Source organism: Bacteroides sp. OM05-10AA, from assembly GCF_003439055.1.
Lineage (GTDB): Bacteria > Bacteroidota > Bacteroidia > Bacteroidales > Bacteroidaceae > Bacteroides > Bacteroides intestinigallinarum.
In genome coordinates, this window is sequence record NZ_QSUR01000017.1 from 1 (window position 1) to 15,617 (window position 15,617).

At 41.5% G+C, this 15,617-nt stretch carries 12 protein-coding genes; 3 read left to right on the forward strand and 9 right to left on the reverse strand.

What is annotated here, in order from left to right:
- Positions 1 to 71 precede the first annotated feature (71 nt).
- A complete protein-coding gene (locus DXB58_RS14345) occupies positions 72 to 467 on the reverse strand; it encodes a DUF3836 domain-containing protein (RefSeq protein ID WP_004296707.1) in 396 nt (131 codons plus the stop codon).
- A 390-nt stretch (positions 468 to 857) separates the two neighbouring features.
- Entirely contained in the window at positions 858 to 3,707 is a 2,850-nt protein-coding gene (gene polA / locus DXB58_RS14350; protein WP_117610924.1) for a DNA polymerase I, read from the reverse strand.
- A gap of 88 nt (positions 3,708 to 3,795) precedes the next feature.
- On the opposite strand from polA, the gene DXB58_RS14355 reads away from it, so the two are divergent.
- Entirely contained in the window at positions 3,796 to 4,770 is a 975-nt protein-coding gene (locus tag DXB58_RS14355; RefSeq protein WP_004296710.1) for a polyprenyl synthetase family protein, read from the forward strand.
- On the opposite strand, the gene DXB58_RS14360 is transcribed toward DXB58_RS14355, so the two are convergent.
- The 7 genes from DXB58_RS14360 to mnmG all read right to left on the reverse strand — a co-directional run bounded on the left by DXB58_RS14360 (position 4,771) and on the right by mnmG (position 12,283).
- Positions 4,771 to 5,451 carry a DUF1266 domain-containing protein gene (locus DXB58_RS14360; protein WP_117610925.1) on the reverse strand — a complete coding sequence of 227 codons (681 nt, stop codon included), beginning with the start codon at positions 5,449 to 5,451 and terminating at the stop codon, positions 4,771 to 4,773.
- Positions 5,452 to 5,845: 394 nt separating this feature from the next.
- Positions 5,846 to 6,748 carry a deoxyribose-phosphate aldolase gene (gene deoC, locus DXB58_RS14370; RefSeq protein WP_122137246.1) on the reverse strand — a complete coding sequence of 301 codons (903 nt, stop codon included), beginning with the start codon at positions 6,746 to 6,748 and terminating at the stop codon, positions 5,846 to 5,848.
- Complete coding sequence (locus tag DXB58_RS14375; protein ID WP_117610926.1) at positions 6,735 to 7,073, reverse strand: nucleotide pyrophosphohydrolase; 339 nt, start codon at positions 7,071 to 7,073, stop codon at positions 6,735 to 6,737. The genes deoC and DXB58_RS14375 overlap by 14 nt, the downstream gene beginning before the upstream one ends.
- A gap of 19 nt (positions 7,074 to 7,092) precedes the next feature.
- A complete protein-coding gene (dtd, locus tag DXB58_RS14380) occupies positions 7,093 to 7,545 on the reverse strand; it encodes a D-aminoacyl-tRNA deacylase (RefSeq protein ID WP_008023798.1) in 453 nt (150 codons plus the stop codon).
- 238 nt (positions 7,546 to 7,783) lie between these two features.
- Positions 7,784 to 9,619, reverse strand: coding sequence for an excinuclease ABC subunit UvrC (uvrC, locus tag DXB58_RS14385; protein ID WP_122137359.1), 1,836 nt, complete (start codon positions 9,617 to 9,619; stop codon positions 7,784 to 7,786).
- A gap of 196 nt (positions 9,620 to 9,815) precedes the next feature.
- Positions 9,816 to 10,346 carry an adenine phosphoribosyltransferase gene (locus tag DXB58_RS14390; RefSeq protein ID WP_122137248.1) on the reverse strand — a complete coding sequence of 177 codons (531 nt, stop codon included), beginning with the start codon at positions 10,344 to 10,346 and terminating at the stop codon, positions 9,816 to 9,818.
- Positions 10,347 to 10,396: 50 nt separating this feature from the next.
- Complete coding sequence (gene mnmG / locus DXB58_RS14395) at positions 10,397 to 12,283, reverse strand: tRNA uridine-5-carboxymethylaminomethyl(34) synthesis enzyme MnmG (RefSeq protein WP_122137250.1); 1,887 nt, start codon at positions 12,281 to 12,283, stop codon at positions 10,397 to 10,399.
- Between the two features lie 1,315 nt (positions 12,284 to 13,598).
- On the opposite strand from mnmG, the gene DXB58_RS14400 reads away from it, so the two are divergent.
- Positions 13,599 to 14,168, forward strand: coding sequence for an RNA polymerase sigma-70 factor (locus DXB58_RS14400; protein ID WP_122137252.1), 570 nt, complete (start codon positions 13,599 to 13,601; stop codon positions 14,166 to 14,168).
- 247 nt (positions 14,169 to 14,415) lie between these two features.
- Positions 14,416 to 15,615 carry a FecR domain-containing protein gene (locus DXB58_RS14405; protein ID WP_122137254.1) on the forward strand — a complete coding sequence of 400 codons (1,200 nt, stop codon included), beginning with the start codon at positions 14,416 to 14,418 and terminating at the stop codon, positions 15,613 to 15,615.
- Positions 15,616 to 15,617: the final 2 nt, after the last annotated feature.

Here is a 15,617-nt window from a genome sequence, read left to right on the forward strand (position 1 = left end):
GAAAGTAGGAAGAAAACTACTTCGTTTTCCTCCTACTCGATTGTTAGAATATTAGAATGAGAGAGTTTATGTTACATATTTGTATTATCCATCGTAACGGTCATTTCGGGTACCAGTACGTAGGCTTGTTTTTTAGCGTTCCATTTATAATAATTCGTAGTAACGGTCTTGCCTTCATAAGTATAATTGATGCGTAGGTCTTTTTCCCATGCGTCCTTGCTATTGTTCCATTTCAAGGCTTCGCTTTCAATCATACGTTTGTTGTCATCGTACTTGTAATTGTACTTCATGTAGTTGGCAAGTGTATTTCCGTCCATTTTGTAAACGGTTTGTCCCACTGTCATACCATTCTCCTCGATTGGATTATAAATCAATTGATTATCGTAGCTACGTGCAGAAGTAGCAAGCGATACAACAAGAAGAGCTGCAGATAAAACGAACATTTTTAAAGATACTTTTGCTTTCATGGCTATTTAAGTTTTTGGGTTATACTTTCATTTGTCTACCAAATGCATTGGTTTTACGCTGCAAATCTACATGTTAATTTGGTATTTATGCATTTTTGAAGATAAAAGATTGTCAAAATGTCAAGAGTGGAGGCGGGTGATAACTAGCTTTTTGCCAATATTGGTGACAAAAAAATATCCGGCAGTCAATCTGCCGGATATAGAATGAATCACTTCGTCGAAAAAGGAATCTTTTTTCTAGCTTTCTGGATACAGAGTTAAATAATGTTATTACCCATACTTGCTTCTATTTTGTAAGCGAAGGCCCCTGATAAGATGGAGTCTCCTTGTGCAATTAGTGTCTAAAAGATAGCAATTCCTTATTGAGGTGGCCTTTATTCACTTGATGGTTTAATGTGCCTCAAGCCAGTTTTTGCCCCATCCGCAATCTGCTTTCAAGGGGACGTGCATGCGGTATGCTTTCTCCATTTCTTCGATGACGATTTCTTCTACACGCTCTTTTTCATTGACAGGAACGCTGAAATTTAATTCGTCATGTACTTGCAGGATCATTTTGGCTTGTATTCCTTCAGCCTGGAACCGTTGATAGATACGTGCCATTGCTACTTTTATAATATCTGCCGCGCTTCCCTGGATAGGGGCGTTGATGGCATTTCGTTCCGCATATCCGCGTACAACGGCATTCCGCGAATTGATGTCCGGTAAGAAGCGCTTCCGATGGAAGATTGTTTCCACATAGCCTTTTTCCTGGGCCACCTGAATGCTTTTATCCATATATGCTTTCACTCCCGGATAAGTTTCAAAGTAACCGTCGATTAACTCTTTGGCTTCTTTGCGGTCTACATTCATTCGTTCGGCAAGACCAAATACGGATATGCCATAGATGATACCGAAATTGGCAGTCTTGGCTTTACGGCGCATGTCGGAACCTACGTCTTTCAGGTCGATCTTATAAATTTTGGCAGCAGTGGCCGCATGAATATCGTGATTGCTAAGGAAAGCATCAATCATATTCTTATCCTCGCTAAGGTGTGCCATGATGCGCAATTCAATTTGCGAATAGTCGGCAGAGAAGAAGAGGCAGCCTTCATCGGGGATGAAAGCCTTGCGGATTTCTTTTCCATTCTCGTCGCGGATAGGGATATTTTGTAAGTTCGGATTGCTTGAACTAAGACGTCCCGTAGCGGTTACAGTCTGGTTGAAAGAGGTGTGCACCCTTCCTGTGCGTGGATTGATAAGCTGGGGGAGTGCGTCGATATACGTGCCCAATAGCTTTTTCAGTCCACGATGTTCCAAAATCTTTTCTACTACCGGATGTTTGTGCCGGAGGCTTTCGAGCACTTCTTCCGAGGTGACGTACTGGCCGGTCTTAGTCTTTTTTGCCTTCTCTACGATTTTCAGTTTGTCAAACAGCACCTCACCGACTTGCTTGGGCGAAGCGATGTTGAAAGTCTCACCGGCCAATTCGTAAATCTCTTTTTCGATTTGCTCCATCTGGGCGGTGAAATGGGCGGACGACTGCTTCAATGCTTCCGTATCCAGCAATACCCCGTTCCGTTCTATATTAACCAATACGGGAACTAGCGGCATTTCTATATCATAGAACAAACGTTCTGCGTCATTTTCTTTCAGCTCTTTCTCCAGTACATTTTTCAGTTTCAGAGTTACGTCTGCATCTTCGCAGGCATACAGATATACATCTTTCGGGTCGAGATCGCGCATGTTCTTCTGATTCTTTCCTTTGGGACCTATCAGTTCGTCAATGTGGATAGTCTGATAGTGCAGGTAAATTTCCGCAAGATAATCCATGCCGTGACGAAGTTCCGGTTGAAGAACATAATGAGCGATCATCGTATCGAAAAGCGGACCTTTTACTGTTGCGCCATAATTTTGAAGAACAATCATGTCGTACTTGATATTTTGTCCGACTTTTAATGAATTCTCATTTTCGAAGACCGGACGGAACTCATTTACGATTTTTAACGCTTCGTCTTGGTCCGATGGTACGGGAACATAAAAAGCTTCATTTTCTGCAATCGAAAAGCTCATTCCGACTAATTCGGCATCCATTGGTTCAGTTCCGGTAGTTTCCGTATCTAACGAGAGAATTTTCGATGTAAGCAACTTTTGAATAATTTCCTGCCTTTTATCCTCTGTATCAATGAGTTGGTAGCTGTAAGTGAGCGATTCTAACGTCTCTAGGTTCGATTTTTTTGCTTCACCCGGTTCATCGGGCGTGAAATTCGCAAATAAATCGCCTTGCATTCCGCCTCCTTCTTCGGGAAAAAGTGGAAGAGGAGAGGGGGCGCTTTTTCCAGTGGCAACTTTGCTTCCGGTGGCAGAGGTTATTCCGTTTCCGGAAATATCTTTTTTGAGCACCCGGTCAATGAGTGTTCTAAATTCTAATTCCTCGAAAATGCTACGAAGTGAATTTTCGTCTGCTTCTTCGCGGACAAGAGCATCCATTTCAAGTTGGATGGGGACATCGATTTTAATGGTGGCGAGAAATTTCGAGAACGTAATCATTTCCCGGTTGGTTTCCACTTTTGTTTTCAATGCTCCTTTCAGTTGGTCGGTATGTTCCAATAGGTTTTCGATGCTTCCGAATTCGGAGATTAGTTTTTGAGCAGTCTTTTCTCCTACTCCGGGACATCCGGGGATGTTATCCGAAGAGTCACCCATTAGTCCGAGCATATCGATCACCTGTGCCGGAGACTGAATGTCAAACTTGGCTTTCACTTCCTCAACGCCCATCACTTCGAAACCTCCTGTGTGTTTAGGGCGATACATAAATACTTTGTCACTTACCAGCTGCCCGTAATCTTTGTCGGGAGTCATCATATAGGTAGTGATACCCTGGCGACCGGCTTCGGTAGCGAGCGTACCTATCACATCATCGGCTTCGTAGCCTGCCACTTCCAGAATAGGGATGCGGTAGGCGCGTATAATATCCTTTATAATAGGTACGGAAAGACGGATTGCTTCCGGAGTTTCTTCGCGTTGTGCTTTATATTGTTCAAAAGCCTCGTGGCGGAAGGTGGGACCTGCGGGGTCGAAGGCTACTCCTATATGAGTGGGATTCTCTTTTTTCAGTACTTCTTCGAGGGTGTTCACAAAACCCAGTATGGCTGAAGTGTTGAATCCTTTGGAATTGATTCTTGGGTTCTTAATAAAGGCGTAATACGCCCGATATATCAATGCATAAGCGTCTAAAAGAAATAATTTATTACCTGAATCCATAGATTTAATTAATTTTTCATGGTAAAAGTACAAAAAAATACGGTATTAAGCGTTTTATTATTACTTTTGTGCTCAAATTGTGTAATAAATGGACAGTATCTCACTTATCAGAACTCCGATTGAAGCGGAACTGGGCGACTTCAAAGAACTTTTTGATAGTTCTCTCTCCAGTTCAAATGCATTGCTCGATAGCGTCGTATCTCACATACGGCAGAGGAATGGTAAGATGATGCGGCCTATTCTTGTTTTACTCGTGGCACGTCTTTATGGAGCTATATGTCCTTCCACTCTTCATGCGGCTGTTTCACTGGAACTCCTTCATACGGCCAGCCTGGTACATGATGACGTAGTGGATGAAAGTTCCGAACGTCGTGGACAGCTCTCGGTAAATGCTATCTTTAATAATAAAGTAGCGGTGCTGACGGGTGACTATTTATTGGCAACCAGTCTTGTACACGCCGAACTGACAAACAGCCATCGTATTATTCAGCTGGTGTCCACTCTTGGACAGGATCTTGCTGACGGTGAATTGCTTCAGCTTTCAAATGTAAGTAATCACAGTTTTTCCGAGGAAGTCTATTTTGATGTAATCCGCAAGAAAACTGCTGCTCTTTTTGCTGCCTGCACAAAGGCTGCCGCTTTCTCGGTGGGTGTGGGTGAGGGAGAAGCTGAACTTGCCCGTTTGCTGGGCGAATATATTGGTATCTGTTTCCAGATAAAGGATGATATTTTCGATTACTTTGATAATAAGGAGATTGGTAAACCTACGGGTAATGATATGCTTGAAGGTAAACTGACATTACCCGCTTTGTATGTGCTGAATACGACGAAAAACGAGGAAGCGCAAGAAATTGCAATCAAAGTAAAGGAGGGTACGGCTACTCTCGATGAAATAGCTCATTTGATTTCGTTTATTAAAGAAAACGGAGGTATTGAATATGCGGTTCAGACTATGAATGTCTATAAGCAAAAAGCCTTCAATCTATTGGCTTCTTTGCCGGATTCCGATATCTGTGCAGCTCTCCGGGCTTATCTGGATTACGTAGTAGACCGCGAAAAATAGTTACTTCCGGTATTTTGCCAGAAGTGAATAGCACAATAATAACCGGTCCCAATCTTCTATCTTTTCCGATTTCATCGCTTTTCCTAAAAGGAAACTCTTGTCTATTTCTTCCGCTGTATGAAGATCTAAAGAACATAATTTGGCGGCTTGCTCTATGTAGTCCCAGGCTTTCTCTTTGGTGATGTGACCACATGCTTGGGAGGCGCGCGCCAGGCTCACAAGCAGTCCCATATCCCATCCGATAATGCCTTTTTCCAAGTCATTTATCCATATAATAGGGTCCCTTCTTTCCTCTGTATATTTCACGAATTTGTATAGATTCTTTCCTTGACGGATAAAGCGTTCCACTCCGAAAAAACGCTTTTGAATGATGTTTTCGAACTCGTTGATGTTCTCTGTAGAGAGTAAATAGGGGAGCATAATCTGGTAGGAGACTCTGTCTCCTTCGTTGATAAGGAACTGGAATAGTCCGGTGACGGACTCATTATCGGTGCAGTGAAACTCCTCTGTCAGCAGTTTGGATAGCTTTTGCGGATGGATTCCGGTCTCCATGGAGTTGAGATAGAAGCCTTGCAGTCCGGCTTCCATATAACCGATGCGTAGCCCCTTCTTTTTCTCTGCTCCGAGGATGAGGTTCAGAGGGTTGTGATTGAATCTTAAGGTTCTTGTATATGCGTCCATCCTAATACCTCCAAAGGTTCATGAAAAGCGTGAGAACTGTTGCCATGTATTTTCCTGAGGCTTCGGCAAGCCGTTATGAGTATACAAGCAACAGTCCCACGCTCCATTCGATATATAACAAAAGTATATACATGAAGGTGCGTGAGACCCGTTTGCTTATTACCATTCATAACTTTGAATTTTGCCGAATTCCAGGAATTGGTAATAAATGAAACGTTCTCTAATATAACTAATTAGCTATATTTTCATCGCTAAACCTTTTACAAAGATAAGTATTTTTCTGAATTCTCCTGTAACTATCTTTAGATTTTCTTAAATAAAAAATACCGCGTCGGTTCCCGGAGTACGGGAATCGCGCGGTAAGGCGTATTTGATTGCTAATGTAGCCTTTAGCTTAGAAGAACTTGATTTCTTCCCCTTTGATGTCAGAAAGAAGGAGGTTGGCTAAGCGGCTGGTTCCCAGGCGGAACAGTTGATTATCCAGCCATTCTTCACCCAATAGCTCTTTTACAATTGTGTAGTAAATAATCGCATCATTAACGGTATTGATGCCACCCGCCGGTTTGAATCCAATCTTGATTCCGGTCTTCTGGTAGTATTCTTTGATGGCTTCACACATCACATAAGCGGCTTCCGGAGTAGCGGCAGGCTGTTGCTTGCCGGTGGAAGTTTTGATGAAGTCTGCGCCCGAATACATGGATAGGATAGAGGCTTTCTTGATGTTGGAAGCACTCTTTAGTGCACCAGTTTCGAGGATCACTTTGAGGTGGCGTTCCTTGCAAACTTCCTTTAATTCCTGTATTTCTTCACACATTCCTTCGTAGTCTCCGCTTAGGAATTTGCCGATGGAAATGACAATATCTATTTCATCTGCGCCTTCTGCGATTGCTAATGCTGTTTCTGCCACTTTTACTTCAATAAATGTCTGTGAAGAGGGGAAACCTCCTGATACACAGGCTATATTGACTCCGTCTACCTCCAGCGTATTCTTAACGATGGCTGCAAAATTGGGGTATACACAGATTGCTGCAACATTTTTCAGATCAGGATATTCGTCGTCAAACTGATTGACTTTTTCGGTAAAGTGCATAACACTTTTGTCACTGTCTGTACTATTCAAAGTAGTCAGATCAATACAGTTGAACAGGAACTTCTTAACATCTTCCGTGTTGTTTTCCGGCACTTTTTTCTCAATCAATTCAGCTACGCGAGCTTGAATATCTGCATCGCTCAAATTGGTATTATACTTTGCCAATGCGGTATTGTACTTGTTGGGCTGTGAGTTATTCTCTTCCATGATCTTTCAGTTTTGGGTTGTTGATATGTCTTTTATTATCTCGTTTCGTTTTCTTTTCCATACTTTTCCGGAAAGCAGTGGTTATGTCTACACCTGTCTGGTTGGCAATGCAGAGAAGCACCCATAAAACGTCTGCTATCTCTTCATCTATATTATCTTTCTCTCCCTCTTTAAAGGATTGATCTCCATATTTGCGGGCCATGACACGCGCCAGTTCTCCTACCTCTTCCGTGAGAACTGCCATATTGGTCAACTCGCTGAAGTAGCGGACACCGTATGTTTTCACCCATTGGTCCACTTGTTTCTGTGCTTCTTCCAGAGTCATAATTGTTGATGGTTAGTTATTATTCTTTGTTTTTTGTATCCATGCATATAGTAACGGGACCGTCGTTTAAAAGTTCAACTTTCATGTCCGCTCCAAAGATGCCTGTACCTATTTCTTTTCCCAATGCACCGCTTAAATCTTTGCAGAATTGTTCGTAGAGTGGGATAGAGACATCTGGCTTGGCAGCTTTGATATAGGAGGGGCGATTTCCCTTCTTGGTAGAAGCGTGTAACGTGAACTGGCTGATAACCAGAATCTCACCTCCATCTTCTAAAATAGATTTGTTCATTACACCATTCTCATCATCGAAGATGCGTAGATTTACAATCTTCTTGCAGAGCCAGTCGATATCTTCCTGCCCGTCTGCTTCTTCAATACCGACTAATATCAGCATCCCTTTTCCAATGGACGACTTACAGTGTCCTTCAATGGTTACTGACGCATGACTTACCCGTTGTATGACTATTCTCATTGTTATTTATTCTGTTTCATGATTAGGAAAGGCAAATTTACAAAATTCAGAAGAGAAAACGGTGTGTTGGTGGGAAAATATTGTGAATTCGCTCCGTAGTCAATATGGCCATTCGTTATTATTTGTTGTCAATTCGCTATCTTGGTAGTGATAATCAACTTATTGATTGTTATGGCTTGAAATTTAGAGCGGCACTGCTCGAAAGTTCGAGCAGTGCCGCCTTGGCTGACGTGTTTCCTTATTGTTGTTCGTTATCCAAACCTTCTTTTACAGTCTTGGCTTTCGCTTCTCCAATCACAGCGGAAATCTCCTCAAAAGAGGCTTCTTTTATTCGTTTTACGCTTTTAAATTCTTTCAGAAGCGCTGTTTTTGTCTTTTCTCCAATCCCTTTGATATTGTCTAATGCTGATGCTACCTGCCGTTTGCTGCGTTTATCACGATGGAAACTGATGGCAAAGCGGTGCACCTCATCCTGAATCTGTGTCAGCAAACGGAATAATGGGCTTTGCTGTTTGATGCCGATAGTCTGCGGAGGAAATCCAAAAAGCAGTTCCGATGTGCGATGGCGATTGTCCTTTGCCAGTCCGGCAATCGGGATTGTTAAGTTCAGCTCATCTTCAATCACCTCTCTAACGACCTCCATTTGGCCTTTTCCACCATCGGTGATAATCAGGTCGGGCAGAGGGGCGTTTTCTTCAATAACGCGCTGATAACGTCTTCTGACGACCTCTTTCATGGATGCATAGTCGTCAGGTCCTACAACCGTCTTTATATTGTATTTCCGATAATCCTTCTTTGAGGGTTTAGCCTTTTTAAAGACAACGCAAGCGGCCACGGCATCAGAACCCTGTATGTTTGAGTTGTCAAAGCATTCAATTTGCAAAGGCGGTCTGTCCAGATGCAGCTCTTGCTGTATCTCTTTCATTAATCGCATACTTCTTTGCTCCGGATTCAGCTTTTCCGCCTGTTTTAGACGGTCGGCTTTGTATTGCTTCACGTTTAGAATCGAAAGATCTAGCAATTTCTTCTTATCTCCCCGCTGTGGAACGGTAAATACGATGTTGTTTAGCTCCAAATCAAGTTCAAAAGGCACTATAATCTCTCTGGATTGACTCTTATAGCGTTCCCGCATTTCGATAATACCCAGTGTCAAAAGCTCCTCTTTTGATTCATTCAGCTTCTTTTTATATTCGAATGTAAACGCCTGGTTAATGGCACCATTTGTAATATGCAGATAGTTGATGAAAGCGGAATTGGACTCGTCCTCTTCAATAGAAAATACATCTATGTTGTGCAATACAGCGCTTACTACCTCCGATTTAGAACGGTAATTTTCTATCAGAAGATATTTCTCTTTCACCTTCTGTGCTTCTTCAAACTTCATCTCACCAGCTAATGTCTGCATCCTTTCCAGTAGCATACGGCTGATTTCTTGTGTGTTTCCTTTCAGGATTTCTTTGATTTCATCAATGTTTTTGAGATAATCCTCCTGTGATTGTAGTCCGATGCATGGTCCTGCGCAGTTCTTTATATGATATTCCAGACATACTTTGAACTTTCCTGCCCGTATATTCTCCGGAGTTAGGTTTAAACTGCAAGTTCGCAAAGGATATAAATGCTTTATCAGATCCAGTACCGCATACATGGATGGTATATGACTATACGGTCCATAATACGAAGAACCGTTTCTGATAATTTTCCTTGTTCTGAAAACTCTGGGAAAACACTCGTTTTGTACGCAAATAGAGGGGTATGTCTTGTCATCCTTTAATAGAACGTTGTAGCGCGGCTTATATTTCTTTATCAGATTATTCTCCAGCAATAACGCATCTTCTTCCGTGTTGACTACAATATAACGAATATCGGCGATTTTGCTGACCAGCACTCGTGTCTTTCCCGGTTCATGCTCTTTGCTGAAGTAGGAGTAGACTCTTTTCTTTAGATTTTTAGCCTTTCCAACGTATATAATTGTACCCTCCGTGTTCAGGTATTGGTAAATACCCGGCTTCTCGGGAAGGTTGGCTACAATCCCTTTCAAATATTCATTGGCTCTGCTTTCTGGTTTTGTATTCATAATCATTAGGGATGAAAGACTACTAAAATAAAAAAGGGGACTGTTTTGAAGCTAAGCTTCACTATCTTATTGCTGTTTAGGCACGGATTACGCGGATTTCGCGGGAAAATAAAAACCGTGAAGTCCGCGTAATCCGTGCCTAAAAGATAAACCTTTGGAGCTGTTAATACATTTTCTGCAAATAGATGCAACTCCTTTATAAAGTCAATACGGATTCTACTTCTACATCATCTCCGAATACCGATTTTCCATTCAGGTCTTTCAGTTCGATGATGAAGTTTACATACACCTTTTTAGGCTTTAATCTTTTCACCAATTCGCAAGCCGCTTTCATGGTGCCTCCTGTTGCCAGCAAATCATCATGTAGTAGAACTACGTCATTTTCGTCCAGTGCATCTTTGTGAATTTGCACCGTGTCTTTGCCATACTCCTTATCGTAGCTTTCTTCAATCGTTTCTGCCGGGAGTTTGCCCGGCTTGCGGATTGGAATAAAACCGGCGTTCAGACGGGTTGCCAGAATCGGTCCCATAATAAAGCCTCTTGATTCTATACCTACCACTTTGGTGATTCCTTTATCCTTATACATATCGAACATGATATTGGATAATTCCTGCAAGCACCATGGATCTTTGAATAGAGTGGTGACGTCGTAGAACAGGATTCCGGGAATCGGAAAATCGGGTACTTCCCGAATGCTTTTGATTAGTGTTTCTTTGCTCATAATCATTGAATTATATCGTTTCTTTAAATTCTTTGTTTCACGTGAAACGTTGCCGCTTATCGTCCCGAAAGTACCAGCAGCACGTTGATGTCGCTAGGAGAGACTCCCGGGATTCTGCTCGCTTGCGCGATTGTTTCCGGATCTATCTTTACCAGCTTTTGCCGAGCTTCGGTGGAAAGGGACTGAATGGTAGAATAATCAAATTTCCCTTTAATCTTGATACTCTCCAATCGTGCTAGTTTTTCAGCTATCATTCTTTCTCTGTCAATATATCCTTGATACTTGATTAGGATTTCCGCAGCTTCGAGAATCTCTTCTTTCCGGTCTTGATCCGAACTTGTCGCTTTTGCCAATTCGCGTTGAAACGCCGGAACATATTCTGCTATATTTTCTATTGTCACTTGCGGACGGTTCAGAATCTCTATCAACTTACAACCTTGACGTAGGGGCGTTGTCCCTATCTTTTCGAGAGCATCGTTGATTAGTGTCGGTTTCATCGAATAGTTGCGCGCGAAAGAAATGATTTGTTCCACAGCTTCTTTCTTGCTTCTTACTAACTGATATCGATCTTCTTTCGCCAACCCAAGCTTAAATGCTTTCTCTGTTAAGCGCATATCGGCATCATCCATGCGAAGCAGAATACGGTATTCCGCACGCGAGGTAAACATACGGTAAGGTTCATCCACACCTTTGGTAACCAAATCGTCGATTAATACGCCAATATATGCTTCATCGCGAGCCAAAGTAAATGCTTCTCCGCCGTGGCAGTTAATGTGTGCATTGATACCGGCTATCAATCCTTGTCCTCCTGCTTCCTCGTATCCGGTGGTTCCGTTTACTTGTCCGGCAAAGAACAAGTTTTTGATAATCTTCGATTCCAACGTATGTTTTAATTGAGTCGGATCGAAATAGTCATATTCGATAGCGTATCCCGGGCGGTAGATAACCAGATCTTTGAAAGCCGGGATTTGTTTTAATGCTGCAATTTGTATTTCCATTGGAAGCGAAGAAGAGAATCCGTTAAGATATAACTCTTGTGTCGTTTCTCCTTCCGGTTCGAGAAATAACTGGTGCTGATCTTTATCCGGGAAAGTGACAATCTTGGTTTCGATGCTCGGACAATAGCGTGGCCCGATACTTTGAATCTGTCCGTTGAACAGGGGAGAATCCGGCAAACCTTCACGCAGAATCCGGTGTACTTCTTCATTGGTGTAGCATGTCCAGCATTGAAGTTGCTTTAAGTGGTGCGTGCTAGTATTCATGAATGAGAACTTGTGGAAGTCCGATTCACCGTCTTGTGTTTCCATCTGGTCAAAATGCACACTACGCGCGTCGATTCGTACCGGAGTACCGGTTTTCATCCTTCCGTAAGAGATACCGTGACGGGCGATGGATTCGGTCAGCTGATAAGAAGCCGGCTCGGCCATTCTTCCTCCCGGCAATTTATGACGTCCTACATGCATCAGTCCGTTGAGGAAAGTTCCTGCGGTGAGCACAATGCATTTTGCTTTGAAGGTGACGCCCCATGCGGTGACCAATCCGGTGACCTCACCGTTTTCAACGAGCAGTTCACATACGGTATCTTGCCAGATATGAAGGTTGGGTGTATTTTCCAGTTTCTCCCGCCAGGACCAAATGAACTTAGCCCGGTCGCATTGGGCGCGGGGGCTCCACATGGCTGGACCTTTCGAGCGGTTTAGAATTCGGAATTGAATGGCAGTCTCATCTGTCACTAATCCCATCTGTCCACCCAGTGCATCTATTTCACGTACAATTTGTCCTTTGGCGATTCCTCCTACAGCCGGATTGCAACTCATCTGTCCAATCTTGTTCATGTCCATAGTGATGAGACAAGTTTTGGAACCTAAATTAGCAGCAGCTGCCGCTGCTTCACAACCAGCATGTCCGGCACCAATTACAATTACGTCGTACTTAAAATCCATTCCTATCTTATTTATTATCAAACGCTGCAAAGTTACAGAAAAGTTGCGAGACTTGTATCTTCAAGCTGTTTTTGCTTCTGAAAATCCGGGGAGGAATCCAGCTTAATTGAAAAAATCGCCGTAATTTTGAGTTAGAAATATGCAGATTGTTCGAGATTTGACTGTTCTTCGAGTTTTGTAATCGTGCGTTTTTGTGGAAAATAGTGATATTATGCTCTTTTATATCTTGTTTTATTGTCTTTTTGTTAGTTGCTTGTCTGCTCAATAATGGATGAAACTAGAAAGCAAAATGGAGAATTTGTTCAAAATAGAGGCTATCGTCAGAATAAATGTGAGGTTTACACTTAAAATTTGCTTCATGTCTTGACATAAGTCAAAAAAACAAGCCCAAATGTGTTTTTTAGTATCATGGACTTTGTTGTTTTCGCAAACAGCTATACCTTTGCAGTGTAGTTGTGAAACTGCTTATATTTTTAGGTATTAGAAAAAAGGTTATAATTAAAAGGTATTAGTTTATAAAATTAAGGTATTAGATTTTAAGATTAGTTTTTAGGAAAAGAATTGTTTTGATTAGGTATTAGGAAAAAGACGTTTTTAGGTAACGAGTAAATGAAAATGAAGAAAAAAGAAGAATCCCATTTGTGGGGATTCTTTAAAGGTGGGGCGGAATGATTCGCTCTTTTTTTGTGCCTCTTTTAAATATATCTCGTAAGTACTTTACTCTCAGTCATGTTGGGAAAGTTTGATTTCATGCCTTTAAAAAAAGTGTTTCATGGTTTGAAACCAAATGTTTTGTATCGTGAAACTAAAGTTTCAGCATTGGGAAACTGTAGTTTCAACACCGAGAAACCATAGTTCCAACGGCATGGAAACTATGGTTTCAAGCCTTGAAACAAATAGTCTTAGGTTGGGGAACAATTTGTTTGAAGGCAGAAGACTAAAATTTAGGCCGTTTGAACTGACTAAAAAGTTTTCTTTTACCGTTTCCTTTAATAGATCATTGCTGTATTCAGCGTCTTATATTGACTGAAATAGGTGGTGATAGGTGATAGGTTAGGTGAAAGATTATTTTCAACCTATCACCATGCTTCAATGTACGATGAATAAGCCGATTGGAGAGGTGCGGTGATAGGTGATAGAGGGTTTTGTGTTTTTTGATTGGGAGAGCGAAGCCTTTTATTTTCTATTTTGTAGGTTAGTTGGGCCTGCGTTTCTGAAAAAAACAATATATTTGCATTTATAAATGCCGCTATAGTAAGTGTTTATAGCGATTTCAGAGAAATCTGTTTCGTTTTTTGATAGGTAGAGTGACAGTATGGACGATAAGATTGACATCATAGTAGCAGGAGTCAACCGGAAGGATGAAAAGATATGGGGCGATTTCTACGATCGTTTTTATGCTGCTCTATGCGTTTATGTCGCCAAAATATTGCCCGTTCCGGATGCAGTGGAAGATCTGGTTCAGGAGGTTTTCATTTCTGTTTGGGAAGGTAAGCGTACCTTTTCCGATATCAAAGAGCTCACAAATTATCTCTATCGCGCCTGCTATAATAATACTTTATTATATATACGCAATAATCAGATTCATGATACAATTTTAAGTTCTCTCGCCGAGGAAGAAGACGTGGAGGATGAAGACGTAATCTATGCGTTAACGGTAAAAGAAGAAATTATCCGGCAGCTCTATTGCTATATTGAAGAACTCCCGGCCGAACAACGCCGGATCATTTTAATGAGAATCGAAGGGTATACATGGGAAGAGATAGCCGAACGTTTAGAAATAAGTATCAATACTGTTAAAACTCAAAAGACCCGTAGCTATAAATTTCTTCGTGAGAGACTGGGCGACTCTGTACATTCTATAATTCTTTGTTTATTTCTCTAAAAAGATAAAAAAGTCAAATTGATACTTATTTATCTTTTTATTGATTGCTTAAGATTTATTTTCTTTGTTAAAAGCGAATAAATTTCTTTCAAATCGTGACATAATGCTATATTCTTATCCCTAAAATCCTCTTCTTTATGCTCTTATTTCAAAAAAATATCATCTTTTTGTCACCCCTTTCTATGAGTTATGTATATCTATAATAAAGCAAATTAAACAATTGTTTAATTTAAAAAGGAGAAATAAGATGAAGAAGTTCGAAAATGTATATCAAGATGCCGCTTTAATGAAGAAAGCTCTTTTAGGAGAAGCTAACGAATCGGAACAGCAAGAGCTTGAAAAGCGATTGGCGGAATGCCCGGACTTGCAAAACGTGTTTGAGCAGTTGCAGAATGGTGAGACATTAAGAGTTGCATTTGAAGAATATAAAAATTATTCATCAAAGAAGACCTATGAATCTTTCCTTCAGAAAATCGGACAAACGGAACCGGCGATAAAGAAGCCTCGAGCTTTCCGGATTTGGTGGTATCTCACAGCAGCTGTTGTTTTTTTAGTAATCGGCTTGTCTTTCTATATGTCGAATTATGTTTCGATTGAGGAAGAAAGTAAACCCTTGATTCAGCCGGGGATTCAACAGGCACAATTAACCTTACCCGATGGCAGTGTCATTGATGTACATAAGAAAGAAGTAAACGTAATAGTAGACGGCGTCCAAGTAAAATATAAGAAAGGAGTGCTGTCATATGAGCCAACCGTCACAACACAACATGAAGAGAAAAACGTCGAAGAGAAGCCGGCCAAGTCAAATGAACTTATCATACCACGTGGAGGGGAGAATACTGTAATCCTCGCCGATGGAACAACAGTTCATTTGAATGCTGGTTCCAAGCTGACTTATCCGGTACGTTTTGCAGGTAAACGCAGGATCGTAGCTTTAGAGGGTGAGGCCTATTTTGATGTTGCCCAGGATGAAGCCCATCCGTTTGTGGTGCAAACTCATCTTGGAGAAGTGATGGTGCTTGGTACGGCATTTAATGTAAATGCTTATGCCAATGCTCGCGTTTGCTACACTACATTAGTTCGTGGAAAAGTGCAATTCTCTGCGCCGAATGTAGGAACAGTAACCCTTCAGCCGGGTGAACAAGCCATAGTTTCTGCCAATGGCACAGAGAAACGTACCGTCGACCTAGATGAATATATCGGATGGGTAAACGGTGTGTACAACTTTAAAAACCGTTCTTTAGGGGAGATCATGGAAACATTTGAACGCTGGTATGATATACAGGTTTATTATGAAACACCGGATCTGCGCGACATAACTTACAGCGGCAGTTTGAAACGTTACGGAACGATCAACTCGTTCCTGGATGCGTTAGAACTGACAGGTGATCTGACTTATAAAATCAGTGGACGGAATATATTGATATACGACGGAATGAAAGATTAAAA

Excerpts from the sequence above, each read along its gene's own strand:
- DXB58_RS14345 (WP_004296707.1), bottom strand. The coding sequence starts at position 467 with ATGAAAGCAAAAGTATCTTTAAAAATGTTCGTTTTATCTGCAGCTCTT.
- polA (WP_117610924.1), bottom strand. The coding sequence starts at position 3,707 with ATGGATTCAGGTAATAAATTATTTCTTTTAGACGCTTATGCATTGATA.
- DXB58_RS14355 (WP_004296710.1), top strand. The coding sequence starts at position 3,796 with ATGGACAGTATCTCACTTATCAGAACTCCGATTGAAGCGGAACTGGGC.
- DXB58_RS14360 (WP_117610925.1), bottom strand. The coding sequence starts at position 5,451 with ATGGACGCATATACAAGAACCTTAAGATTCAATCACAACCCTCTGAAC.
- deoC (WP_122137246.1), bottom strand. The coding sequence starts at position 6,748 with ATGGAAGAGAATAACTCACAGCCCAACAAGTACAATACCGCATTGGCA.
- DXB58_RS14375 (WP_117610926.1), bottom strand. The coding sequence starts at position 7,073 with ATGACTCTGGAAGAAGCACAGAAACAAGTGGACCAATGGGTGAAAACA.
- dtd (WP_008023798.1), bottom strand. The coding sequence starts at position 7,545 with ATGAGAATAGTCATACAACGGGTAAGTCATGCGTCAGTAACCATTGAA.
- uvrC (WP_122137359.1), bottom strand. The coding sequence starts at position 9,619 with ATGAATACAAAACCAGAAAGCAGAGCCAATGAATATTTGAAAGGGATT.
- DXB58_RS14390 (WP_122137248.1), bottom strand. The coding sequence starts at position 10,346 with ATGATTATGAGCAAAGAAACACTAATCAAAAGCATTCGGGAAGTACCC.
- mnmG (WP_122137250.1), bottom strand. The coding sequence starts at position 12,283 with ATGGATTTTAAGTACGACGTAATTGTAATTGGTGCCGGACATGCTGGT.
- DXB58_RS14400 (WP_122137252.1), top strand. The coding sequence starts at position 13,599 with ATGGACGATAAGATTGACATCATAGTAGCAGGAGTCAACCGGAAGGAT.
- DXB58_RS14405 (WP_122137254.1), top strand. The coding sequence starts at position 14,416 with ATGAAGAAGTTCGAAAATGTATATCAAGATGCCGCTTTAATGAAGAAA.